Consider the following 22,165-nt stretch of genomic DNA (forward strand, 5'->3'; position numbering starts at 1 on the left):
ACCCTCAAGAAAACAAGGTTTCTTCAGGGTCAACATACGTGCTCAAATAAACCTTTACATGTGAAAGGATTGCCATCTACTTTTATGCTACCGACACGTAAAAAGATACACGTGTCCCTAGGCTTTTGTATGACTAAGCTTGAACACGGCTGTCCTTCTCCCATCCAGACTGTCACTGTCGGCTCCGGAATTGCACCGGATCCACCGTAAAGGAAAAACCGATACGGGTCACGGACTGAAAAGCTGCTTCTTGCTTTATCACCGCCGGTTGGGACTTTCACCCGACCCCGAAGGCACCGTTTTTTTATCATCATTATATAAATATTCTATCGTATAAACTGATTTTATCCTTTTCTACATAAATCGTCAACTCCCATGTTCGTTATGGCTTTTTTCGTTCAGCACAATCAAAGCAATACAGGTTTTTATGATCGTCTACCACACCATGTAAAAAGCCATTTAAACAAAAAATCTCTTTATGACAATCACAGCAATGTCCGACCTTTTCTTCCATAGCCACCACCTTCCGAAAGAATAACTGCACACAAAAATCAATTTGTTCATATTATTTCTTAACTTGCAAGCAAAAACTATTACTACTCTGTATATTCTGTTTTTTTAGATGTTAATTATCTGTATTTAAACACATGCTTGTCAATCTATCGATGCTTTAGCAAAGGTTTCAGTATCAACGTCTGATACAGCTGCCAATTCATAAAACGTCAACACCCCAGCCCATCATATTAATCGTTCCAGAGAAGGTGTTCTGCCGGGGGAGGTTGAACAAATTTTAGAAAAATGCCTGAAGAAATGTGCGTCGCCGCTGTTGTTTGCATACCGATTTATTTGGAAACACCTGCACCATAACACATTACTTAGACCAGCCTTCCTGTTCATGCTAAAAACCTGACCTAATAAAAATTAGGTCAGGTTGTCCATGCTAAAGACACAATGTTATTCGTCAAACACTCTTACTTCCTTCATCGTATCATTTGGCTTGATATTTAATACTTCTTCCATACCGCTCGTTACTTTCCCAAAAACAGTATGAACACCGTCTAAATGAGGCTGCGGTTCATGCACAATAAAGAACTGGGAAGAACCCGTATCCTTTCCGGCATGAGCCATCGATAATGAACCTGCTTCATGTTTATGCGGATTACCTTCTGTTTCACATTTAATGGTATAACCAGCTCCACCCGTTCCTGTTCCTGTTGGGTCTCCCCCTTGAGCAACAAAGCCGGGAATCACGCGGTGGAAAATCACTCCATCATAAAACCTGTCATTTGCCAGTTTTTCAAAATTGGCCACTGTGTTCGGGGCCTCATTCGGATAAAATTCCATTTCTATTTTATCTCCATTTTCCATTTGAATGTAACCACGTTTGCTCATTCTACTCTCACACTCTTTTCTTCCAAAATTTCTTTCGCCGCTATGTTACCAGCATAGGTGTCTTTAAACTTGATTATACACGTTCTTTTGACCGAAAGGGAAGGTCATTTTTTGTAATATCTTCTAATGACTCTCCTTTCACAACGAGATCTGCTTGGCTGTCTTCTACAAAAACGACCGGGGGTCTTGTAATGCGGTTATAATTATTTGCCATCGAATATCCATACGCACCTGTACAAAATACCGCTAAAATATCACGGTGCTCTACTTCTGGAAGCGGTAATTTCCACATTAACATATCGCCGCTTTCACAGCACTTTCCTGCTACCGCAAACGTGTCAGCAGCTGTTTCATTAGCACGGTTGGCAAGTACCCCTTCATATTCCGCCTGATATAAAGCAGGACGAATATTATCCGTCATGCCGCCATCAACAGATAAATACCTTCTCACTCCTGGTATGTCCTTTGTGGACCCAACCGTGTACAGTGTCGTACCGGCATCACCTGTAATAGACCGGCCCGGCTCAATCCAAATCTCAGGCACAGCCATGTCTGCTTTTGCTGCCTCTTTCTTAACAGCTTTTACTAAATCGGCCACGTAATGTTCAGGAGGAAGTGGTTCATCACCTTCCACATACCGAATACCAAAGCCGCCGCCCGCGTTTAAAATTTCCGGCACAAAATCATATTCCTCTTTCCAGCGTGTGAATTGGGAAAACAGCTTTTCAACCGTTAGTACAAAGCCGTTTGTGTCAAAAATTTGCGAGCCGATATGGCTGTGGACCCCGCGCAGCTGAATATAAGCATCATCTTTTAGCATTTTTATCACTTTATCTGCTTGACCGCTCGCTAAGTCGAATCCAAATTTTGAATCTTCCTGGCCAGTGGAAATATATTCATGCGTATGTGCTTCAACCCCTGGTGTCGTGCGAATTAGTGCATCTACTTTTTGATTTTTGGACAATGTTTTTTCCTGCAGCAGCGACACTTCATAAAAATTATCCAAAACGAAGCATCCGACGCCAAAATCCAGGGCCAAATCTATTTCCTCAGGGCTTTTATTATTGCCATGAAAATGGACTCTCTCCATCGGAAAGCCAGCTTTCTTAGCAGTCATAAGTTCACCGCTTGATACTATATCTAAACTCATCCCCATTTCATCAGCCAGCTGCACCATCGCAATGCAGCTAAACGCTTTACTGGCATAAGCTACTTGATACTTTACATCTGCTTGTTCAAATGCTCGCTGAAAGCCGCGGGCGCGTTCGCGAATCAATGCAACATCATATACATATACCGGTGTTCCAAACCGGCCAGCTATGTCTACTGTATCAACTCCGCCTATTTCCAAGTGGCCGAGCTGATTAATTGTACTTGTTCCGTGTAAATACATGGCATGTTCTCTCCTTATCTGCGACAAATCAATGTATACATTTTAGCATCATTTCTTCTCTATAAAAAGGAGGAAAACACGAAAAGAAAAGTGTTGAACACAACACGTTCAACACTTTACTCTGATACCTGCTTGACTGTATCCTGCGGATCAACAATGGCTGGCCGCTTTCGTAAATTTGGAACCGTTGTCCGAATCGCAATCTGCCATAATTCGCGTACGTCAAAAGGCAGGAACGGCCACAGGTACGGCTTGTTAAGCGAACGAATACGGGCAAGCATCAGAAAAATCACCGTACATGCTATCACAAATCCAATGCTTCCAAAGCTTACAACCACCACTAGTAAAAACAACCGTATCATTTTAAAAGCAATGCCTAGTTCATAACTAGGGTTAGCATATGAACCAATGGCAGATAATGCGACATACAATACAACTTCAGACGTGAACAATCCTACTTCAATAGCAATTTCACCAATCAACAGTGCTGCTACCAGCCCAAGTGCGGTTGTCAGAGCTGATGGCGTATGAATAGCGGCCATTCGTAATAATTCAAGACCGACATCTGCCAAAAAAATCTGCATAAACTCTGACACATTCGCATCTTCACTTGGTCCGATGTATGCTAACTCATCCGGCAGTAAATTTGGTTCTAAAACCATAAGAAGCCACAACGGCAGAATAAAGATAGATGCAAACATCCCAAAAAAACGAATCCACTTGACAAATGTCCCAATAAACGGAGCCTGCCGGTATTCTTCTGCATGTTGAACATGGTGAAACAACGTCGTTGGAGTAATAATCACACTCGGTGATGCATCCACCATAACTACAACGTGTCCTTCAAACAAATGGACGGCGGCGACATCCGGACGCTCGGTGTACCGAACGAGCGGAAATGGGTTGCCCCCTTGATTAACCATATATTCTTCCACTACTTTTTCCGCCATCGGCAGACCATCCACTTCAATGTTTTCAAGTTCTTTTTTTATAATATCGACCAACTTGGGATCGGCAATTCCGTCAATATAAGCTATACAAATGTCCGTTTTTGAGCGGACGCCTACACGCATAATTTCATGACGCAGCCGCTCATCTCTAATTCTCCTTCTCGTCAGCCCTGTATTTTCAATAATGTTTTCTGTATACCCATCCCTTGCCCCGCGAATCACTTTTTCATTATCCGGCTCTTCTGGCCCTCGTCCCGGATAGTTGCGCACATCGATAACAAATGCTTCGTCTTCATCCTCTACTAAAATAAATATAAGCCCCGATAACATTTCGACGATACAATCTTCTAATGTTTCTTTGTATTCGACCTGCACATGAGTTAGATGATTTTCAATCGCTTCTTTGACATTATCGGTTCTCCTGCGTCTTGCTTCCAAATCCATGAGCTCTTTTAAAATTTCAATGATGTATTCAATATCACAAAGGCCGGTGACAAAATATATTTGAATCTCTTTTCCTAAAATATCCAGCTTTCTAACACCAACATCAAAGCTTGTTCCAATACCAAGCCGCTCTTTTAAAATTTTTTCATTAAGTTCAATATCCTTTGAAATCGGTGTTTCACCTTGACCTTCGGCTTGGTTATTTTTGTGATGATTAGGTTGAAGACTTCGGAGTCTCCATTTCATACGTCGAATCATATACCAAATCTCCAATCCATACATTGTTTTCTTTTGCGCTCAGTACGTGACAAAAAAGATCCAATGAAACAGCGAACCTAAAATCTTACCAGCAACAATTGCCATCACAAGTACCATAATGTTTTTCTCCATCCCTATCCGTCGTGCCAATATAGGGAATACATTGAGCACTTCCGTTAAAGCTGCTGCCAGCATTCCGACAAACATTCCCGCAAACAGGCCTACTGGAATGGTGAATATTTCTGGAAACGCTCCTTTGATGTCATGCAGCGTAGCAATTGAACCGATGACAGCACCAGTAATGACTGCTGTCTCATATGCTTGAATTGCTTTATCTGTTCTTGTCAGCTGCACCAATCGAGGTATGATACCTAAAACAGAAATAAAAGCCACAAACCCGCTTCCAACAGCCAGTCCCCCGCTTAGTCCGATGAAGACTGCGAATAATGCTTCGACTGCCAAGACTTTGAACTCCGGTCGGATTCTGTATCACTGATGTACTTTTCAATGTCTTTCTGGTAGTGAAACATCTCAATTTCAAGCGGGCTGGGCTCTTCATTAATTCTCTTTTTGAACACATGGTTAAAAAATAATATCATTCCAAGACCAAGACCAATCGAATACGGTATTTGCAAAAGCAGGGGCTGTTCAAGCTCTGTACCGGTAATAAGCGCGTATAATTTTTGGTGTACTTGCAGCATGCTGACATCCTCGTGAAAGTTCATAATAGCAAGTGCTGCCCCAATAAACAGCAAAAACCACACAAATACCAGCATAAGTGGAGATATTACTTTCTTTTTTATTTCTATTTCAACAACCGTTTGCTCGGGTCCAATAACGACAAGGTCTATATCCGGATATTCTGTATGAATTTCTCTTAAGATTGTTAATAAATCTAAAACAACATGGGTTTTATCTTTCCGGCTGAGACGATAAAGGCGCAAGTTCATCAACGATGCTAATTCATTCTCTTCTCCCTCAAGCCGGGCAACATCTTTTAAGTATATATCCTGACCTTCTTGAGCCGTGATTCCAGCATATAACTGCATATATATTTTTTGAGGCATCGTGTGACCCTCCTCTTTCGTTTAGTATGAACGAAATGAAAGGAATCATACTTCACCTTGCTGAGCAGGAAAGATGAACGCACAAAAAGCCAGCTGTCTATTCAGACAGCTGGCTTTTCATCTTATGCAGAATCCGCTTTTCGAGCCGGGAGACTTGGACTTGTGATATTCCCAGCCTTTTTGCCACTTCTGATTGTGTTTTATCTTTGTAGTATCGTAAATACACAATCAAACGTTCTCGTTCCTCGAGCTGTTCGACCACTTCTTTTAAAGCGATTTGATCAAACCACTTCGTATCTCCTTGGTCAGCGATTTGGTCCATTAGCGTAATTGGATCGCCATCATTTTCATAAACCGTTTCATGCAGGGAAGACAAACTGCGCGTTGCTTCTGTGGCAAACACAATTTCTTCCACCGGCAGATCCATTGCTTCAGCAATTTCTTGCAGAGCCGGAACTCTTCCTAATGATTTTGTTAAGTCCTCTTTTACTTTACGTACTTTATTGTTTAATTCTTTTAACGAACGACTAACTTTTACCGTACCGTCGTCACGGATAAAACGCTGGATTTCTCCGATAATCATGGGAACGGCGTACGTAGAAAACTTCACATCATATGATAAATCAAATTTGTCGACGGACTTAATTAAACCGATAACGCCGATTTGAAACAGATCTTCGGCTTCATACCCACGATTAATAAACCGTTGTACCACCGACCAGACCAGCCTGGTGTTGCTGTGAACGATCTCTTCTCTAGCCAGCTCATCTCCTTGCTGGCTTTTTTTAATAAGTTCACGTACTTTGTCATCTTGAAGAGGCTGGTGCTTTTTTAATTTTACATCCATACAGACTCTCCTTAATTACAAAGTGATCTGCTTTTAGCAAGACGTTTTTTTAAGTACACCGTTGTGCCTGTACCAGGATTTGAAATGACTTCTACTTCGTCCATAAAGTTTTCCATAATCGTAAAACCCATGCCAGAACGTTCTAATTCCGGTTTTGACGTATACAATGGCTCTTTGGCTTTATCGATATCTTCCATTCCAATACCATTATCTTTTACGGTTAACTCAATCATTTCTGCATCCAGTTTCACCATAATGGTAATGGTCCCATTCGGATTTTCGTTATATCCGTGTATAATCGAATTAGTCACTGCTTCGGATACTACAGTTTTCAGCTCTGTCAACTCATCCATGTTTGGGTCAACCTGCGCGGCAAAGGCTCCAACACTCACTCTTGCAAATGATTCATTCTCACTCACCGCGGAGAATTCCAATTTCATCTCATTTTTCATGATTACGCCACCCCCAGTTTTCGTAATGCATCGGCCTCTTGGCTTTCCAAACGCAAAATCTTAAACAGACCCGACAGCTCAAATAAACGCTTGACTGGTGTGGATATGGAACACACGACCATTTCTCCTCCCATTTTGCTCACTTGTTTATACCGTCCTAAGATAACTCCAATCCCTGAACTGTCCATAAACACAAGCTCTTCTAAATTTAATACAATATGCTGCGCATGATGACTTTCTAAATGATTATCCACTTGGCTGCGCAGCTGTCTAGCGGAGTGATGATCAAGCTCTCCTTTCAACCGTATACATAACACCTCATCAATTTGTTCAAGATTCACCACTAAACTCATCGTAACTTCCCCCCTCAACAGTAGTTATCGATTGGTTAATGAAAGATTCGCTCTGTTTTATTATTTTCCTTTACGGATGACAAAACTAGTGTTCATTCGGTAAAAGAAGCATGATTTTGCTACAGCTGGCATGTTTACGACAACTGGCCGGTTAAGCGAGACAGTGTTCGTTTAAACAACACATACCAGCTGGCGGATGGGGCATCTTCTGCTAACACAAGTTCTATTTCAGCCAGCTTCCTATCTCCATCATAAAATTCCATTACACCTGCTTTTGTTCCTTTGTCGGCAGGAGCTGTGATCTTCTCCATGGTCTTTGGCCGTTGCTCAATATTTTTGATGTCTTGTCCTTTTGGCAGCACCACTGCTGCATCTTTATCAATCGTAACCGCTGCATCATTGTTTTTCCCCTTTTCTACAGGAAGCATTGCCAGCTGATCACCTTTTTTGGCTAATACGTGTTTATTGTAATGAGAAAAGCTATAATCCAGCATTTTCGTGGTGATTCGATTTCTTTCTTTTGGTGTTTCTGCTCCCATCACGACTGTAATCACCCGCATACCATCTCGCTTGGCAGTAGCAGTTAAATTGTATTTCGCTTCAGAGGTATACCCTGTTTTTAAACCATCTACTCCCTTATAATGTTTGACTAAACGATTGGTGTTAACGAGCCAAAATTCATTATCTGTACCTTGACGCAAATAATCCTCGTAAATGCTCGTATATTCTAAGACTTTTTCGTGTTCCAGCAATGCTTGGCTGATAACCGCCAAGTCCTTCGCTGTTGTATAATGATTATCAGTAGACAACCCCGTCGTATTGGAGAAGTGGGTGTGTTTCAGTTCCAATTCTTTTGCTTTCTCGTTCATTTGCTTAATAAACTTTTCTTCTGATCCGGATATGTGTTCAGCAAGTGCCACGGACGCATCATTTCCAGAAGCCACCGCAACACCTTTCAGCAGCTCATGAACGGTCATTTGTTCGCCTTCTTCTAAAAAGATTTGCGAACCGCCCATCGACGCGGCATGCTCACTCGCTGTTACCTGCTCATCTAATGTAATGTCTTCTCGTTCTAACGCCTCCATGACAAGAAGCATCGTCATGATTTTGGTCATACTCGCTGGAGGCAGTTTCTCATTTTCATTTTTTTTGTATAATACCTCTCCTGTGTCCATTTCCATAATAATTGCTGACTTTGCCTCTTCACCGACATCAGTTTCCTCTTTCTGTTCGTTCGCAGACACAGACTGTACATGTATCAATAGAATCAGCGACATTGCCCAAATTAAACTGGTTTTTATTCCCGCTGTCATATTTACCAATACCAGACACCTCCCATGATGATAATTATATTTTTTCCATTATTTTCTTTGTATATACCATTATTTTCTAACCGTGTTCTCTCACTAAAAAAACTTGGCTGATCATCAAGGGGTAACGGGAATATCATAATTTTTCTGATACACTCACTCATAGAAAATATAAATGTCCAAAAGTTCTAGAGACATTCAGCTTTATTACTGACCCTTTAGCGTTTTTTGTATATGCTTAACAGAACTATGTACACGTCTCTAACCATAAGTGTTCTATGACATGCTGTTGTTGTTTTGCCAGCGGTCCCTTTGAAAAATGTTTGTCACAGCAACTTTTTTTGAGATGTAATAAGCTGTATGCCTCGCTTGTTTACTGGTTCATGCTTTTCCCACAGGTACTGCCGCTTGTCGCACCGATAACTATATCGTTAAGTACATAACGTCCATTTGTAACAGGTGACAAACAAAAAACCCGGCCGTGGCCGGGCTTTTTGGGATATAATGATTGAACGTTTTCTATCGAATAGTATCATAAATCAACGTTGGTGCCGTTATCGAATTTTCTCCAATAGTGTAGGCGTTTTGTACCATCTGTTCTACTGCTGCTGTTTCCTTATTACTCGTGTACAGCGTGGCAATGGTTTCATTTTTTTCCACATGGCTGCCGACTTTTTTGTGGAGCTCTATGCCCGCTGTATGATCAATGACGTCTTCTTTTGTCGTCCGGCCTGCTCCTAACATCATCGCCGCCTTTCCAATATCAGCTGCATGAATTGCTTGGACGTATCCTGCTTTGTCTGCTGTCACGTCCTGCTTTACCGCTGCTGTTTGGAGCATTTCGGGATGATCTACTGCGCTTGCGTCGCCGCCTTGGCTTTGTACAAATTGTTTCATTTTTTGAACCGCGCTGCCATCAGCAATCACTTTTTCAAGCATTCGTCCTGCTTCCTTTTCGTTTGCTGCCTTTCCGGCTGATACAGCCATGTGCGCGGCCAGCGTTACACTTAATTCATGCAGGTCTTTCGGTCCATTTCCTTTTAACGTTTCCACCGCCTCTTTCACTTCCAAGGCATTCCCTACATAACGGCCGAGAGGCTCATCCATATTAGAAATAATCGCCATCGTCTTTCGGTCAAGTGAGTTTCCTATCCTCACCATAGCCTCAGCTAACTTCTTTGCATCTTGTACATTGTCCATAAAAGCACCAGAACCTGCTTTTACGTCTAAGACAATCGCATCTGCTCCCGCAGCAATTTTTTTACTCATCACAGAACTGGCGATAAGAGGAATAGAATCTACCGTTGCAGTAACATCGCGCAATGCATACAATTTTTTATCAGCAGGAGTGAGATTGCCGCTTTGACCAGCCACAGCAATTTTATTTTCGTTGACTAACCGAATAAATTCTTGCTGTGACAGTTCGGTTTTTAAACCTTGAAACGATTCCAATTTATCAATCGTTCCTCCCGTATGACCGAGTCCTCGTCCAGACATCTTAGCTACCGGGACACCAATAGACGCCACTAAAGGGCCTAAAATCAATGTCGTTTTATCACCTACGCCACCCGTAGAGTGCTTGTCCACCTTCACTCCTTCTACTTTCGATAAATCCAGCTGATCGCCTGAAGCAGCCATTGCAAATGTCAATGCTGCAGCTTCCTCTTGTGTCATGCCTTGAAAATATAATGCCATCGCAAAGGCAGAAGCTTGATAATCGGGAATATCATCGTTTGTATAACCTTCCACAAACCATTGAATTTCTTCTTTTGAGAGAATGTGTCCGTCTCGTTTTTTGGCGATAATATCTACCATTCTCATGCGGGCGTATGCTCCTTTCCAATTTTTGCTGTGCACCCCTATTCATGACGTAAGAAAACAGGGCAAACAAGCACTGCTGTCACGTTCAGCAGTGCTTTCTCCGCTATCATTCCATTGTTTCTAAAATTTGTTTAACGAGTGCCATAAAACGCGGCTTTGTTTTGCTGGCCGTTTCCATCACTTCTTCGTGTGAAATTCCTTCTATCTCCTCACCAACTGCCATATCTGTAATGCAAGAGATACCAAGCACATTTAAACCAGCGTGACGAGCTGTAATAACTTCCGGAACGGTTGACATTCCGACAACATCTCCTCCTAAACGACGCAGCATGACTAATTCAGCAGCACTTGAAAAGGACGGCCCAGAAATACCAGTGTAGACCCCTTTTTGCAAAGAAAATCCTAATGTTTTCGCTGCATTCAACGCCGTTTGCTGCAAGGTCCTGTCGTATGCCTGGCTCATATCGGGAAAGCGCGGGCCCAGTTTTTCATCATTTTTTCCAATTAACGGATTAGCGCCCGTCATATTAATGTGATCGTCAATAATCATTAAATCTCCCGGCTGAAAAGATGTTGTCAGACTGCCGCAAGCATTTGTCACCACTAACGTTTCAATACCAAGTTCTTTCATGACCCGAACCGGAAATGTTACTTCTTGCATCGAATACCCTTCGTAGTAATGAAAACGGCCTTGCATCGCCACAACGCTTTTTCCTTTAAGTTTCCCCATAACTAATCTGCCCGCATGGCCTTCAACAGTCGAAACAGGAAAATGAGGAATGGCACTGTATTCGACCTTGACTGCCCCTTCCACTTCCTCCGCCAGATCTCCCAAACCAGATCCTAAAATCAGCCCTATTTGCGGCTTCTCCGTTATTTTTTCTTCTAAATATCCAGCTGCTTCTGCTGTCTTCACTCCAATACTTTCCATTTCTATGCCTCCCCCTTGCCAATGACAAGTAAAATTTCTTTCATAAGCGCTAAAAAGTCTTCTTTTACTTTATTTGTTGTTTCTATTACTTCATCATGACTTAACGGTTGATCCAAAATTCCTGCAGCCATATTAGACAAACAGGAAATACCGAGTACCTTCATGCCGCCATGCACAGCTGTTACTACTTCCGGAACCGTTGACATCCCAACAGCATCAGCACCCATCGTACGAATCATCTTCACCTCTGCAGGTGTTTCATAATTAGGTCCAGTATTGGCTGCATATACGCCTTCTTGAAGAGATATATTTTGTTTTTTAGCAGCTTCTCTTGCTTTTTCCATTAACGCAGGAGTATAAGCAGAAGACATATCAGGAAAACGCGGCCCTGTCCTTTCATCATTTTTTCCGATAAGCGGATTGTCTCCCTGTAAATTAATATGGTCTTTAATAAGCATTAATTGCCCAGGCGCAAATGATTCATTTACACTGCCTGCAGCATTAGTTACCAATAACGTATCGACTCCCAATGCTTTCATCACTCGAATTGGAAAAGTTACCTCTTGTAATGTATATCCTTCATAATAATGAAACCTGCCTTGCATGCTGACAACAGGCACTCCCTGGAGGCGTCCGAAAACAAGCTGGCCTGCATGCCCCTCAACTGTAGATACAGGAAATCCTGGAATATCTTCATAGCGCACTTTTACAGCGTCTTCGATATCTTCTGCCAGGACGCCTAAACCAGACCCTAACACCAAACCTGCTTTTGGCTTCTCGTTAATTTTTTCTTCTAGCATCTCTTTTGCGTCATCGATTAGATGTTCTGTTGTCACGGCGTATCATCCCTCTTTTATAATATCTTTCAAAAAACTTATTCCGTTATCTGGAAGATTCACACTAAAATTATCCGCTACAGTCGCACCAATATCTGCAAATGTCTGCCTTTTCCCTAAATCACTGCCCGGTTGATAACGAGGCGTATAAACGAACAAAGGCACCAGCTCTCTTGTATGATCAGTACCATGATGAACCGGGTCATTGCCGTGATCAGCTGTAATAATCAACGCATCATCATCTGTTAACTCCTGCAGCAATTCAGGCAGCCTTTCATCAAATGCTTCTAATGCTTTGCCATAACCAATAGGATCTCTTCGGTGGCCAAACTTTGCATCAAAATCAACTAAATTTAAAAAACATGTCCCTGTAAAATGTTTGCGTGCCGTTTGGACAATTTTATCCATACCATCATCATTCGAACTCGTTCTTAGTGATTCCGTAATACCTTCACCGTCATAAATATCACTAATCTTCCCAATCGAGATGCTGTCAAGGCCAGCATCTTGAATATTATTCATCACTGTGCGTCCAAACGGCTTTAGTGCATAATCGTGGCGGTTTGCTGTTCTTTCAAACGCACCTGGCTCCCCGATAAACGGCCGGGCTATCACTCTGCCTATCATGTATGGAGCTTCATATGTCATTTCCCGTGCTTTCTTACATATATCATACAGCTCTTCAACAGGAACAACATCTTCATGAGCAGCAATTTGAAGAACAGAATCTGCGGATGTATAAACAATGATGTCTCCTGTTTCCATATGTTGCGGCCCAAGCTCTTTAATAATTTCTGTACCAGATGCCACCTTATTACCAATCACGCTGCGTCCAGCCGCTTCTTCTAACTTTGTTATTAATTCATCTGGAAATCCATTTGGAAATGTACGGAAAGGCTCTTTAATGTGAAGGCCCATGATTTCCCAGTGCCCTGTCATAGTATCTTTACTGTGCGAGGCTTCTTGCATCACTCCGGTATGAGCAGACGGCCTTTCTGCAGGATGTATACCTTTCGCCCGTTTAATGTTGCCAAGCCCCAGCTTTTCCATATTTGGCATCGTCAATCCATTCATTTCTTCAGCAATGTGTCCTAATGTGTCGGCTCCTTTATCACCGTATTCTTCTGCATCAGGGGCTTCGCCGATACCAACCGAATCCATGACAATAATAAACATACGCTTAAACGGATAGTCTGGCATGTTATAACACCTTCCTCTTTATTATTTAGTATTGTTACGCTCTTGGATGAAACTGAAGGTAAACATCTTTTAGTTTGTGATTAGACACGTGCGTATATATTTGTGTCGTAGAAATATCTGCATGCCCTAACATTTCTTGTACAGCCCTTAAATCAGCACCATTTTCCAACAGGTGAGTAGCAAATGAATGGCGGAGAGTATGAGGAGTTAATTTCTTATGAATATTAGCTTTTGCAGAAGCGGTCTTTAATATTTTCCAAAATCCTTGTCTGGACAGTTGATTGCCATGATGATTCACAAACAAAATGTCATGTTGTTTCTTTTTCAATAATTGCGGGCGTCCTTTTTGTATGTATCGCTCCAGCGCTTCTTGTGCAATATTTCCTAACGGGATAATTCTTTCTTTATTACCTTTTCCTAAACAATGGACAAATCCCATTTGCAAATGAATATCTCCAACTTTTAATTCACAAAGTTCTGTTACTCTTAAACCGGTAGCATACATTAATTCCAACATTGCTTTATTTCGAAGTGCAAAAGCAGTCGTGCCATCAGCAGCAGTTAACAGTTTTTCGATTTCCTTCATGGAAAGGACATCAGGAAGCTTTTTTTCCCCTTTTGGCATTTCAATGAGCTCAGAAGGGTCTTTTACGACCCGCTGTTCTCTTAACAAAAATTGGTGAAATGCTCTTATGGAAGAAATCATTCTTGCAATAGTTGCCGGCTGGCGTCCTTGCTCTTTCAGGTAGTAGAGAAAGTCGATAATGACCGGCCGCTCAATCTGAGCACTGTCGGTTATGTCTTTTTCCTCTAAATAAAAAGCATAGTGAGACAAATCCCGCTTGTACGAATGAATAGTGTTATCTGATAAACCTTTTTCTACTTGGCAATAATGCAGGAAGTCAGATATGTCATTGTACAAAACCCTTCCCCCTTTTAAGTTCCCTCTAAACGAAGAGTACCCTGTACTTCTTCAAAATTCTTCTCTGGCTGATTCAAACGTTCATCAGCTTCATAACTGTCACTTAACCATAGAATACCATAATAAAATGCGAAAAGGCACACGATAAACACAATAAATATTTTCATCGTTTCTATGCTGTACATTACCCATTTTTCCACCGCATAACGCTCCTTTGATTCATGATAACTATCCATTATCTATGACAAAATTGGTTGATTATATACGCCATCAGCGGTATTCTCTGGCAGAAGTATTCAGCTGTATAACGGATGAACGATGCACCTGCCAGCTTTTTTGCTTTTACCGGGCATATCTTCCTCCTTCTTGGATATATGTTCTTATGATCACATGTACACTACTGCTCTTTCACCGCAATAGAAACAGTACGTGAATCCAAACAAAAAAACCTCTTCTAACGAAAAGGTTTTAACGTACATGTTGATTTGATTCTTTATGTTCTTTGTTATTGGAGCCACTTTCTTCTTGGCAGCGGTGGCAGATTCCATGGAACGTTAAACGATGGTCTTTAATTTTAAAATTCCAGTCTTTTTCTACTACCTTTTCTACATCACCTAATAAATCCTCTTGAATCTCGTCTACCGAACCACACTCGATGCATACAAGATGATGATGAAAGTGATCGGCTCCTTCTTTTCTCAAATCATACCGAGAAACGCCGTCTCCAAAATTGATTTTATCTACAACTTCTAGTTCGTTCAGAAGTTCCAATGTTCGATAAACCGTTGCTAATCCAATTTCAGGAGCTTTTTCTTTCACAAGCAAATAAACGTCTTCTGCGCTTAAATGGTCTTCTTCATGTTCTAATAACACTCTCACAGTCGCTTCCCGCTGGGGTGTAAGTTTGTAACTTTGAGAATGAAGTTGTTTTTTAATACGTTCAATTCGTTGCTCCATCATGACCCTCCCCCTGATAAGCGGCTACGTTTTTATTATAATGACAGTTGGGAGCAGTGTCAAATAATAATAATAATAAAAATCAAATTAGAATTATTATAAATTGATAATATCAAGTGGTCCATTCAAGAACATTTTTCATCATCACCGGAGACAAAAATCCCTCAATGGCCGCTGCTGCGCCAAGCAATAACAAAATAGCTCCTGATATAACCAGGGACCGTAATATGACAGCAGGCACAGGTGTTGTGCGCGTTTGTTTAAATAAATGTTTAATGATACTCAATGAAATTCCAACTGATGTGACAGCCATTATTATATACGCTGGAATAACGATAATATTTTGCGGCAAAATGGAGGCAAACGCTAGAAAAAAACCGCTGCTTCCCATTTGCTGCACTAAAAATCCAATCGTAAAACCAGCTACCACGCCTTTTAAAAACAATAAAATCAAAATAAACGGCACACCGGCAACCGATAAACCAAGCACCCACATTAAACCAACATAGCCGGCATGATGAGAGATGCTTTGCAAAAAGATGTGCTTAGGCGTAATATCTGTTCCTGATTGAAATTGTGTGAGAAACTGCTGCAAATAGTGATAAAGATCATTTTTCAAGCCGAGTGATAAACTGTTTACCATCACGGCACCAAAAACAATTCCCATAAATAATAAAATAAGCGAAAACCAATAGAAAGAGCGATATTCAAACCAATGTTTCTGTATTAGCAAAGACATCGTTTGAAACATGGCACACTTGCCTCCCTCATAAGTAGGACATGTTATACTCTATGAAAAGAGAGGCTGTTCTATTACTCCATCAAACAAACTGTCCATTAACGTGTGCTAGACAGCTTCTGCTTTATGTACTGCACAGCAAACATCGTTTTTGCATCATGAATCTCCTCTGTTTCTATCATTTTCTCTGCCTCTTCTATTGTTGCTTCTATCACTTCCACGAACTCGTCTTCATCGGTTGCAGCCTTGCCTTCTGTCAGCGTTCCAGTTTCAAAAAGATGTACTAACTCATCAGCAAATCCTGGAGATGTATAAAAGGAGGCAACCTTCTTTAAATAATCTGTTTGATAACCTGTTTCTTCTTCGAGCTCTCTTTTTGCCGTGTCTTCTGGGTCTTCTCCTTTTTCTAATTTGCCTGCTGGTATTTCAACAATTTCTTTTTCCAACGCTTTGCGGTACTGTCTTACCATGACAAGCTTCTTCTCCTCTGTCACACAAATTAAAGCCACAGCGCCTGGATGGTTTACAATTTCACGCTTACTCGTTTTTCCATTTGGAAGTGTTACATCATGAAGATTGACATCAATGATTTTGCCTTGGTACAAAGATTGTTTATTTATTGTTTTTTCCGTAAAATCCATCGCGATTCCTCCATATCTTTCATTACTGTTGACAGGTGTCTGTTTGACTATATTTCACAGCGGAAAGAATCCCTTTCACAAATTCAAGATTTTTATCAACATTCATCCCCATCGTGCGGATTACGTGTTTTTCTGTTTTATACCGTTGCAGCCACAGTGCTGTCAGTGCCTCTACATCTAGTGAAACCATGTGGAAATGATTCAAACATTGAAGCGGCATGGTTTGACAGTGCAGTTTTTCCATATATTGCGGGTGTAACAATGGCAGTACAAGAGTAGATGGAGCGTATGTGAAACGCTGTAAAGGGGTAATCGTGTGATGGCTGAGCCCTTGGTGGCGCTGTCTTCGTTCATGAAACGAAATTCTTGGTATCCACACAGGTTCTCCTTCTAGAGCACCTACTGTATTTGCCCAGCTTGCCAGTGCCATTCCGCTAAACCCATAAGGTGTATTCGTGCCAACGGTTCCGTGCCCCATCGAAATAATGAGCACATCGACATCCTTTTTTAAGACGAGCCACTGCAAAGCATTCGGAATTGTTACAGCTTCCTCGGTGCCGCCAAACGCTTGTCCAGTCGTCACAACGTGTACTCTGGAGTCATCTTTCCACCTTCTCATATGATCGCTTAAACCAGCTGGCAAAGCTGCTTCATCAGATAATACAATACCTACTTGCTGGTTTTCATTTTGTAAAAACAACGCACCTAACAATACTGGCAGCATACTGTGCAGCTCCGCCAGCAGCACGCTCCGGCGGTGAAGTGTGAAAGGGCGCTGAAAAATAGAATGATCGGGATGCATAGGGTCATCGACAGCATACACGCTATGCTGACTGGAAGTGTAGCGCGCTTTCATAATATGTCCATCTCCCGCTTGCTTTCCCTCTGTTTCAAGGGAAGAAACAACAATATCCCATCCGCCTGTTCCTAACTTTAATTTATCTGCCGTTGTATTGACTTTAATTTTTTCCGTTTCGTTGACCCGCATATTGCAGGATTTGTATAAAACAGCCCGCTGCGCTCCTCCATCGGTCTCTAATTTTTGTATCCAAGCATCTTCTGCGATGATTTTTTTTACTTGCACTGTTTTCTCTTCATACACGTGTTTTGTCACCTCTTTTGGCATGACTGGCACTCTATTGACGATTACAAATAGTCTTGCACGATAGTTTCCAAACGTTCGAAATCAACCTCACCGGCAACTTTTCTAGCAATGGTTCCATCTCTATCAATAATAAATGTTGTCGGCAAATATTGTATACTATACATTTCTGCTATGTCGCCTTCTTCATCAATCATGGCCGGAGTTTGTGTCATATTGAACTCCTCTACAAATTGTTTCGCGTCTTTTTGATCGGTTTCATATGAATTCATGTTAATGGTAAGCACGACCACACCTTTATTACGATAAGCATGATGAAAGTCTATTAAAGCAGGAATCTCGTCTGTGCATGGCTCACACCACGAAGCCCACATATTCATAATAACAACATTTCCTTCATAGGAAGAAAGAGTAAGGTCTTCTCCATTATATGAAGGCAGAGTAAAATCAATTGCTGTATCTCCTTCTTCATTGCCCGCATTTTCGCTGGCGAAGTTGGAATAAACAATGTAGCCAATCACAACGAGTGCAATACACACAGCGGTGATTGTGATATGTTTTTGTTTCATCGAATAGTCACCTCCCGTTCGTTAAAAAAACTGCCTATTTTCCATTGTACGCGTTTATCCTAGCAGCTTCTGTCATAATTTGTGAACGCTTTTTGAGACATGCGTATGTGTGACAAAATTTTCTTTCCAGACTCTGACGGTTTTGCTACACTTACTAGAGGCATTTAAAAGTATGATTGTCATTATGTACGAGGAGTGAAAACATATGAGTATTGTCGAAGCTTTTATCTTTGGAGTAGTCCAGGGAATTGCTGAATTTCTGCCCATTTCTAGTACCGCACATATCGTTATTGCTCAGCTGTTATTCGGCTATTCATTTCCTGGCCTTTCCTTTGAAGTTATTCTTCATATAGGATCGATTGTTGCCGTTGTATTGTATTTCCGCCGCGATATTATTCAATTGATTCAAGCATTTTTCCGCTATATTACACAAAAGCGCCGGGAAGACCGCCCCGAATTCTTTTTCGCTATTTATATTGTCATTGCTACCATTATTACCGGATTGTTAGGAATTATGTTAGAGGACGTGCTGGCAGAAACAATTAAAACACCTGCTTTTATCGCTGCGTCTCTTACTGTTACCGGGTTCTTTTTAATTTTAATTGAGCGCTACCATAAAATTGGAGACCGAACCGAAAAAGAAATGAACGTATTCGATGCTGTTATTGTCGGATTAGCGCAAACATTGGCGGTTCTCCCGGGCATCTCACGTTCAGGCAGCACATTGATTGCCGCATTATATGCAGGCTTAAACAGACCAACAGCAGTCCGCTTTTCATTTTTACTATCCATTCCTGTTATCCTAGGTTCATCTGTCCTTGCTTTTGATGACCTACGTACTGGATCTCTCGCTTCAATAGGAACAATGCCGCTTATTATTGCTCTTGTTGCTTCTTTTATTACATCGTGGATTGGTATTGTCTGGTTGATTAACTTTTTAAACAAAGGCCGTTTAATCTATTTTGCTCTATACTGTTTTTTGCTGGCTATTCTTGTTGTGACATTAGTTGATCCGGCTGCGACGATACAAACAGAATAAATGATTGGATAGCAAAAAGTGCCCGAACCAGTTTATACACACACTGGCGGTGGGCACTTTTTCTTACTCAAGCATCTTTTTGACTTCGGCTACGTCTTTATCTCCACGTCCAGAAAGATTAACAACAATAATATCATTTTCACCTAACGCCGGCGCCAATTTCACTGTATGTGCCACTGCATGAGCACTTTCAAGTGCCGGTATAATCCCTTCCGTTTTCGATAACTCTTGAAATGCATCCAGCACTTGCTGTTTCGTTATGGTAACGTATTCCGCTCGACCGGTTTGTTTTAAATAACTATGCTCTGGACCAACACCAGGGTAATCAAGTCCTGCCGCAATAGAATCAGTCGGAAGCGGGTTCCCTTCTTCATCCTGCAGACACAAACTTTGAAATCCGTGCAACACAGCAGGTTTTCCTTTAGTCAGCGTCGCTGCTTCGACTGGCTCTACCCCAATTAGACGTACGCTTTCATCATTGACGTATGCCGAAAACGCCCCAATCGCATTGCTTCCCCCGCCTACACAAGCAACAACTGCGTCAGGCAGACGCCCTTCTCTTTCCATCACCTGTCTCTTTGACTCTTCACTAATTACGGATTGAAAGTGATGAACAATTGTTGGATAAGGGTGCGGCCCAACCGCAGAACCTAAAAGATAGAAAGTTGATTCATAATTTTTTACTAAATCATTCAACGCTTCGTCCACTGCTGCTTTCAGCCGTCCGCCGCCAGTGGCAACAGAAACAACCTTCGCACCTAGAAGCTCCATGCGAAAGACATTCAGCTCCTGTCTTCTAACGTCCTCCGCTCCCATGTAAATCGTACATTCCATGTTCATCATCGCACAAGCTGTCGCCGTCGCTACCCCGTGCTGCCCAGCACCAGTTTCAGCAATCACCCGATGTGCTCCCATTTTTTTAGCCAGGAGAATTTGGCCAACTGTATTATTAATTTTGTGAGCGCCCGTATGATTTAAATCTTCTCTTTTCAAATAAATTCGCGCTCCGCCTAACTTTTTGGTTAAACGTTCCGCATAAGTAAGTGGATTTTCTCTTCCTACATATTCTCGTAAATAGTATTGATACTCCTCTATAAAAGAAGGATCATCTTTATACGTATAAAATGCGTCTTCAAGGCGCTTGAGTACAGACTGCAATTGTTCGGGAACAAAAGAGCCGCCGAATTCTCCAAAATAGCCTGGCTTGTTTGGTTGAGTAAATTCTTGTGTCATGTTTATTTCCCGCCCTTTTGATTAGTGATTTTTTACACCTGCATTAGGTATAGAAGCTATCGGCTCTGCACGTTTGAGCTGATGTTGCTGTTTCATAAAATAATACCGAATGCTGTCCACTAACGCATGCCAGCTGGCTTCAATGATATTTCCTGATACCCCGATTGTGCTCCATGTATCTTTTCCATCCGAAGACTCAATTAACACTCTGACTTTTGATGCTGTAGCCTCCGCTTCATCTAACACACGAACTTTATAATCCGACAAATACATCTCTTGGATAAGTGGATAGTATTCTCCAATCGTTTTACGCAAAGCATGGTCTAATGCATTGACTGGTCCGTTCCCTTCTGCCGCTGTCATCACACTTTGGCCTTGAATATTAACTTTCACCACAGCTTCTGTCGTAAAATCCCCGTCTTTTTCTTTATGCGTAATAATTTTGAAATGATCAAGCTGAAAATAGTCGTGATCTTCTCCCATGCCGTTGCGAATCAGCAGCTCAAACGACGCTTCTGCTGCCTCATACTGATATCCTTTGTGCTCCATTGCTTTCATTTTTTCGATCGTTTCTTTCACTGCTGGGTCTTTCTTATCAAGAGAAAGGCCTAGTTCTTCTGCTTTAAATAACAAGTTGCTTTGACCTGCTAATTCAGAGACAAGCACACGCCGTTCATTGCCTATTTGTTCAGGCTCAATATGCTCGTAGGTTTCAGGATGTTTCAGCACAGCACTAACATGCATCCCGCCTTTATGCGCAAATGCACTCTTCCCGGTAAATGGCTGACTGTTCGGTGGAATTTGGTTCGCCAATTCGTGAATATATTTGGACGCTTCTGTTAATTGTTTTAATTGATTGTCTGTTACACATTGTATCCCCATTTTCAACTGCAAATTAGGAATTACAGAAATCAGATTGGCATTACCGCAGCGTTCACCATAACCATTGATGGTACCTTGTATATGTACTGCACCTGCATTGACAGCTTCTAGCGTATTTGCCACTCCAAGTTCCCCGTCATTATGGCAGTGAATACCGACTTCAATTGTAACATGCTTTTTTACTTCCTTTACAATCGAAGCAATTTCACCAGGCAATGAGCCGCCATTTGTATCACATAACGCTACACAGTCAGCTCCGGCTTCTTCCGCCGCTTTAATCGTCTCTATGGCATATCTGGCATTATGTTTATAGCCGTCAAAAAAATGTTCTGCATCAAAAATGACTTCTATTCCGTTCTCTTTTAGAAAATAGACAGAATCATAAATCATGTTGACGTTTTCTTCTAGTGTTGTCTGAAGTGCTTCTGTTACATGAAAGTCCCATGTTTTTCCAAAAATTGCCGCTGCCTTTACACCGCTGTCTAGAATACGCTGCAAGTTAGGGTCATTTTCGGCTTTAAAATCAGGTCTTCGTGTACTTCCAAATGCTGTAATGACAGCTTGCTGCAACGATAAGTCTTTGGCACGTTCAAAAAAATTCATATCTTTTGGGTTGCTTCCCGGCCAACCGCCTTCAATATAATGAACACCCATCTGGTCTAGCTTTTCGGCGATTTTCAATTTATCATCAACTGAAAGGCTGATCCCCTCTCCTTGTGTTCCATCACGTAATGTTGTATCATACAACTTCACTTGCGCTGCCACTGCCATTCCCCCACTTTACGTTCTGTAATTTCTATTATTTATTGTCTATTATCACACAACAT

23 protein-coding genes and 1 riboswitch are annotated in these 22,165 nt (G+C 41.6%); of the genes, 1 reads left to right on the forward strand and 22 read right to left on the reverse strand.

Annotation, left to right across the window (positions count from 1 at the left end; translation table 11 throughout):
* Positions 1 to 148: 148 nt before the first annotated feature.
* Positions 149 to 299, reverse strand: a riboswitch (FMN riboswitch).
* Positions 300 to 954: 655 nt separating this feature from the next.
* The 20 genes from BLT18_RS03010 to BLT18_RS03105 all read right to left on the reverse strand — a co-directional run bounded on the left by BLT18_RS03010 (position 955) and on the right by BLT18_RS03105 (position 18,184).
* Positions 955 to 1,392, reverse strand: a complete 438-nt coding sequence (locus tag BLT18_RS03010) for a peptidylprolyl isomerase (RefSeq protein ID WP_091271040.1) — start codon at positions 1,390 to 1,392, stop codon at positions 955 to 957.
* 73 nt (positions 1,393 to 1,465) lie between these two features.
* On the reverse strand, positions 1,466 to 2,785 hold the full coding sequence (gene lysA / locus BLT18_RS03015; protein WP_091271042.1) for a diaminopimelate decarboxylase: 1,320 nt from the start codon (positions 2,783 to 2,785) through the stop codon (positions 1,466 to 1,468).
* Positions 2,786 to 2,901: 116 nt separating this feature from the next.
* The gene (locus tag BLT18_RS03020) at positions 2,902 to 4,437 is read right to left on the reverse strand and encodes a spore germination protein (protein ID WP_281242325.1); all 1,536 of its coding nucleotides are present in this window, start codon (positions 4,435 to 4,437) and stop codon (positions 2,902 to 2,904) included.
* 39 nt (positions 4,438 to 4,476) lie between these two features.
* Positions 4,477 to 4,899, reverse strand: coding sequence for a stage V sporulation protein AB (locus tag BLT18_RS03025; protein WP_091271043.1), 423 nt, complete (start codon positions 4,897 to 4,899; stop codon positions 4,477 to 4,479).
* Positions 4,860 to 5,504, reverse strand: coding sequence for a stage V sporulation protein AA (locus BLT18_RS03030; RefSeq protein ID WP_091271045.1), 645 nt, complete (start codon positions 5,502 to 5,504; stop codon positions 4,860 to 4,862). The genes BLT18_RS03025 and BLT18_RS03030 overlap by 40 nt, the downstream gene beginning before the upstream one ends.
* A gap of 97 nt (positions 5,505 to 5,601) precedes the next feature.
* The gene (sigF, locus tag BLT18_RS03035) at positions 5,602 to 6,351 is read right to left on the reverse strand and encodes an RNA polymerase sporulation sigma factor SigF (protein ID WP_091271047.1); all 750 of its coding nucleotides are present in this window, start codon (positions 6,349 to 6,351) and stop codon (positions 5,602 to 5,604) included.
* Between the two features lie 11 nt (positions 6,352 to 6,362).
* Positions 6,363 to 6,803 carry an anti-sigma F factor gene (spoIIAB, locus tag BLT18_RS03040; RefSeq protein ID WP_091271048.1) on the reverse strand — a complete coding sequence of 147 codons (441 nt, stop codon included), beginning with the start codon at positions 6,801 to 6,803 and terminating at the stop codon, positions 6,363 to 6,365.
* Between the two features lie 2 nt (positions 6,804 to 6,805).
* Complete coding sequence (spoIIAA, locus tag BLT18_RS03045) at positions 6,806 to 7,156, reverse strand: anti-sigma F factor antagonist (protein ID WP_091271049.1); 351 nt, start codon at positions 7,154 to 7,156, stop codon at positions 6,806 to 6,808.
* 134 nt (positions 7,157 to 7,290) lie between these two features.
* Entirely contained in the window at positions 7,291 to 8,469 is a 1,179-nt protein-coding gene (locus tag BLT18_RS03050) for a D-alanyl-D-alanine carboxypeptidase family protein (RefSeq protein WP_091271168.1), read from the reverse strand.
* A gap of 516 nt (positions 8,470 to 8,985) precedes the next feature.
* A complete protein-coding gene (locus tag BLT18_RS03055; protein ID WP_091271051.1) occupies positions 8,986 to 10,287 on the reverse strand; it encodes a pyrimidine-nucleoside phosphorylase in 1,302 nt (433 codons plus the stop codon).
* A gap of 106 nt (positions 10,288 to 10,393) precedes the next feature.
* Positions 10,394 to 11,218, reverse strand: a complete 825-nt coding sequence (locus tag BLT18_RS03060) for a purine-nucleoside phosphorylase (protein WP_091271053.1) — start codon at positions 11,216 to 11,218, stop codon at positions 10,394 to 10,396.
* Between the two features lie 2 nt (positions 11,219 to 11,220).
* The gene (locus BLT18_RS03065; protein WP_281242328.1) at positions 11,221 to 12,036 is read right to left on the reverse strand and encodes a purine-nucleoside phosphorylase; all 816 of its coding nucleotides are present in this window, start codon (positions 12,034 to 12,036) and stop codon (positions 11,221 to 11,223) included.
* Between the two features lie 24 nt (positions 12,037 to 12,060).
* Entirely contained in the window at positions 12,061 to 13,254 is a 1,194-nt protein-coding gene (gene deoB, locus BLT18_RS03070; RefSeq protein ID WP_091271054.1) for a phosphopentomutase, read from the reverse strand.
* A 34-nt stretch (positions 13,255 to 13,288) separates the two neighbouring features.
* A complete protein-coding gene (xerD, locus tag BLT18_RS03075) occupies positions 13,289 to 14,176 on the reverse strand; it encodes a site-specific tyrosine recombinase XerD (protein WP_091271056.1) in 888 nt (295 codons plus the stop codon).
* A 14-nt stretch (positions 14,177 to 14,190) separates the two neighbouring features.
* Positions 14,191 to 14,376 (reverse strand): DUF4227 family protein, encoded by a 186-nt coding sequence (locus tag BLT18_RS03080; RefSeq protein WP_175487348.1) that lies wholly within the window; start codon positions 14,374 to 14,376, stop codon positions 14,191 to 14,193.
* Positions 14,377 to 14,644: 268 nt separating this feature from the next.
* A complete protein-coding gene (gene fur, locus BLT18_RS03085) occupies positions 14,645 to 15,133 on the reverse strand; it encodes a ferric iron uptake transcriptional regulator (protein WP_091271170.1) in 489 nt (162 codons plus the stop codon).
* Between the two features lie 112 nt (positions 15,134 to 15,245).
* Entirely contained in the window at positions 15,246 to 15,884 is a 639-nt protein-coding gene (spoIIM, locus tag BLT18_RS03090) for a stage II sporulation protein M (RefSeq protein ID WP_091271059.1), read from the reverse strand.
* 86 nt (positions 15,885 to 15,970) lie between these two features.
* Entirely contained in the window at positions 15,971 to 16,513 is a 543-nt protein-coding gene (locus tag BLT18_RS03095) for an NUDIX hydrolase (RefSeq protein ID WP_091271061.1), read from the reverse strand.
* Positions 16,514 to 16,535: 22 nt separating this feature from the next.
* Positions 16,536 to 17,639 carry a DUF3866 family protein gene (locus tag BLT18_RS03100; protein WP_091271063.1) on the reverse strand — a complete coding sequence of 368 codons (1,104 nt, stop codon included), beginning with the start codon at positions 17,637 to 17,639 and terminating at the stop codon, positions 16,536 to 16,538.
* Between the two features lie 20 nt (positions 17,640 to 17,659).
* Positions 17,660 to 18,184, reverse strand: a complete 525-nt coding sequence (locus tag BLT18_RS03105; RefSeq protein WP_091271066.1) for a TlpA family protein disulfide reductase — start codon at positions 18,182 to 18,184, stop codon at positions 17,660 to 17,662.
* A gap of 205 nt (positions 18,185 to 18,389) precedes the next feature.
* Between BLT18_RS03105 and uppP the strand changes: the two genes are divergently transcribed.
* Positions 18,390 to 19,223 (forward strand): undecaprenyl-diphosphatase UppP, encoded by an 834-nt coding sequence (uppP, locus tag BLT18_RS03110; RefSeq protein ID WP_091271068.1) that lies wholly within the window; start codon positions 18,390 to 18,392, stop codon positions 19,221 to 19,223.
* Positions 19,224 to 19,286: 63 nt separating this feature from the next.
* Here the strand turns inward: uppP and trpB are convergent, their stop codons facing one another.
* Together trpB and cimA are read right to left on the reverse strand one after the other, a co-directional pair.
* Positions 19,287 to 20,456, reverse strand: a complete 1,170-nt coding sequence (gene trpB, locus BLT18_RS03115; RefSeq protein WP_091271070.1) for a tryptophan synthase subunit beta — start codon at positions 20,454 to 20,456, stop codon at positions 19,287 to 19,289.
* Between the two features lie 21 nt (positions 20,457 to 20,477).
* Positions 20,478 to 22,103: a citramalate synthase gene (gene cimA / locus BLT18_RS03120; protein WP_091271072.1), complete on the reverse strand. Its 1,626-nt coding sequence runs from the start codon at positions 22,101 to 22,103 to the stop codon at positions 20,478 to 20,480.
* Positions 22,104 to 22,165: the final 62 nt, after the last annotated feature.

Source organism: Alteribacillus persepolensis (assembly GCF_900099605.1).
GTDB classification, from domain to species: Bacteria; Bacillota; Bacilli; order Bacillales; family Marinococcaceae; genus Alteribacillus; species Alteribacillus persepolensis.

Coding starts and splice junctions, on each gene's coding strand:
- spoIIM (WP_091271059.1), bottom strand. CDS start 15,884: ATGTTTCAAACGATGTCTTTGCTAATACAGAAACATTGGTTTGAATAT.
- BLT18_RS03030 (WP_091271045.1), bottom strand. CDS start 5,504: ATGCCTCAAAAAATATATATGCAGTTATATGCTGGAATCACGGCTCAA.
- BLT18_RS03060 (WP_091271053.1), bottom strand. CDS start 11,218: ATGGAAAGTATTGGAGTGAAGACAGCAGAAGCAGCTGGATATTTAGAA.
- trpB (WP_091271070.1), bottom strand. CDS start 20,456: ATGACACAAGAATTTACTCAACCAAACAAGCCAGGCTATTTTGGAGAA.
- uppP (WP_091271068.1), top strand. CDS start 18,390: ATGAGTATTGTCGAAGCTTTTATCTTTGGAGTAGTCCAGGGAATTGCT.
- BLT18_RS03050 (WP_091271168.1), bottom strand. CDS start 8,469: ATGACAGCGGGAATAAAAACCAGTTTAATTTGGGCAATGTCGCTGATT.
- BLT18_RS03020 (WP_281242325.1), bottom strand. CDS start 4,437: ATGATTCGACGTATGAAATGGAGACTCCGAAGTCTTCAACCTAATCAT.
- sigF (WP_091271047.1), bottom strand. CDS start 6,351: ATGGATGTAAAATTAAAAAAGCACCAGCCTCTTCAAGATGACAAAGTA.
- fur (WP_091271170.1), bottom strand. CDS start 15,133: ATGGAGCAACGAATTGAACGTATTAAAAAACAACTTCATTCTCAAAGT.
- deoB (WP_091271054.1), bottom strand. CDS start 13,254: ATGCCAGACTATCCGTTTAAGCGTATGTTTATTATTGTCATGGATTCG.
- lysA (WP_091271042.1), bottom strand. CDS start 2,785: ATGTATTTACACGGAACAAGTACAATTAATCAGCTCGGCCACTTGGAA.
- BLT18_RS03100 (WP_091271063.1), bottom strand. CDS start 17,639: ATGCCAAAAGAGGTGACAAAACACGTGTATGAAGAGAAAACAGTGCAA.
- BLT18_RS03105 (WP_091271066.1), bottom strand. CDS start 18,184: ATGAAACAAAAACATATCACAATCACCGCTGTGTGTATTGCACTCGTT.
- spoIIAB (WP_091271048.1), bottom strand. CDS start 6,803: ATGAAAAATGAGATGAAATTGGAATTCTCCGCGGTGAGTGAGAATGAA.
- BLT18_RS03055 (WP_091271051.1), bottom strand. CDS start 10,287: ATGAGAATGGTAGATATTATCGCCAAAAAACGAGACGGACACATTCTC.
- BLT18_RS03095 (WP_091271061.1), bottom strand. CDS start 16,513: ATGGATTTTACGGAAAAAACAATAAATAAACAATCTTTGTACCAAGGC.
- BLT18_RS03010 (WP_091271040.1), bottom strand. CDS start 1,392: ATGAGCAAACGTGGTTACATTCAAATGGAAAATGGAGATAAAATAGAA.
- spoIIAA (WP_091271049.1), bottom strand. CDS start 7,156: ATGAGTTTAGTGGTGAATCTTGAACAAATTGATGAGGTGTTATGTATA.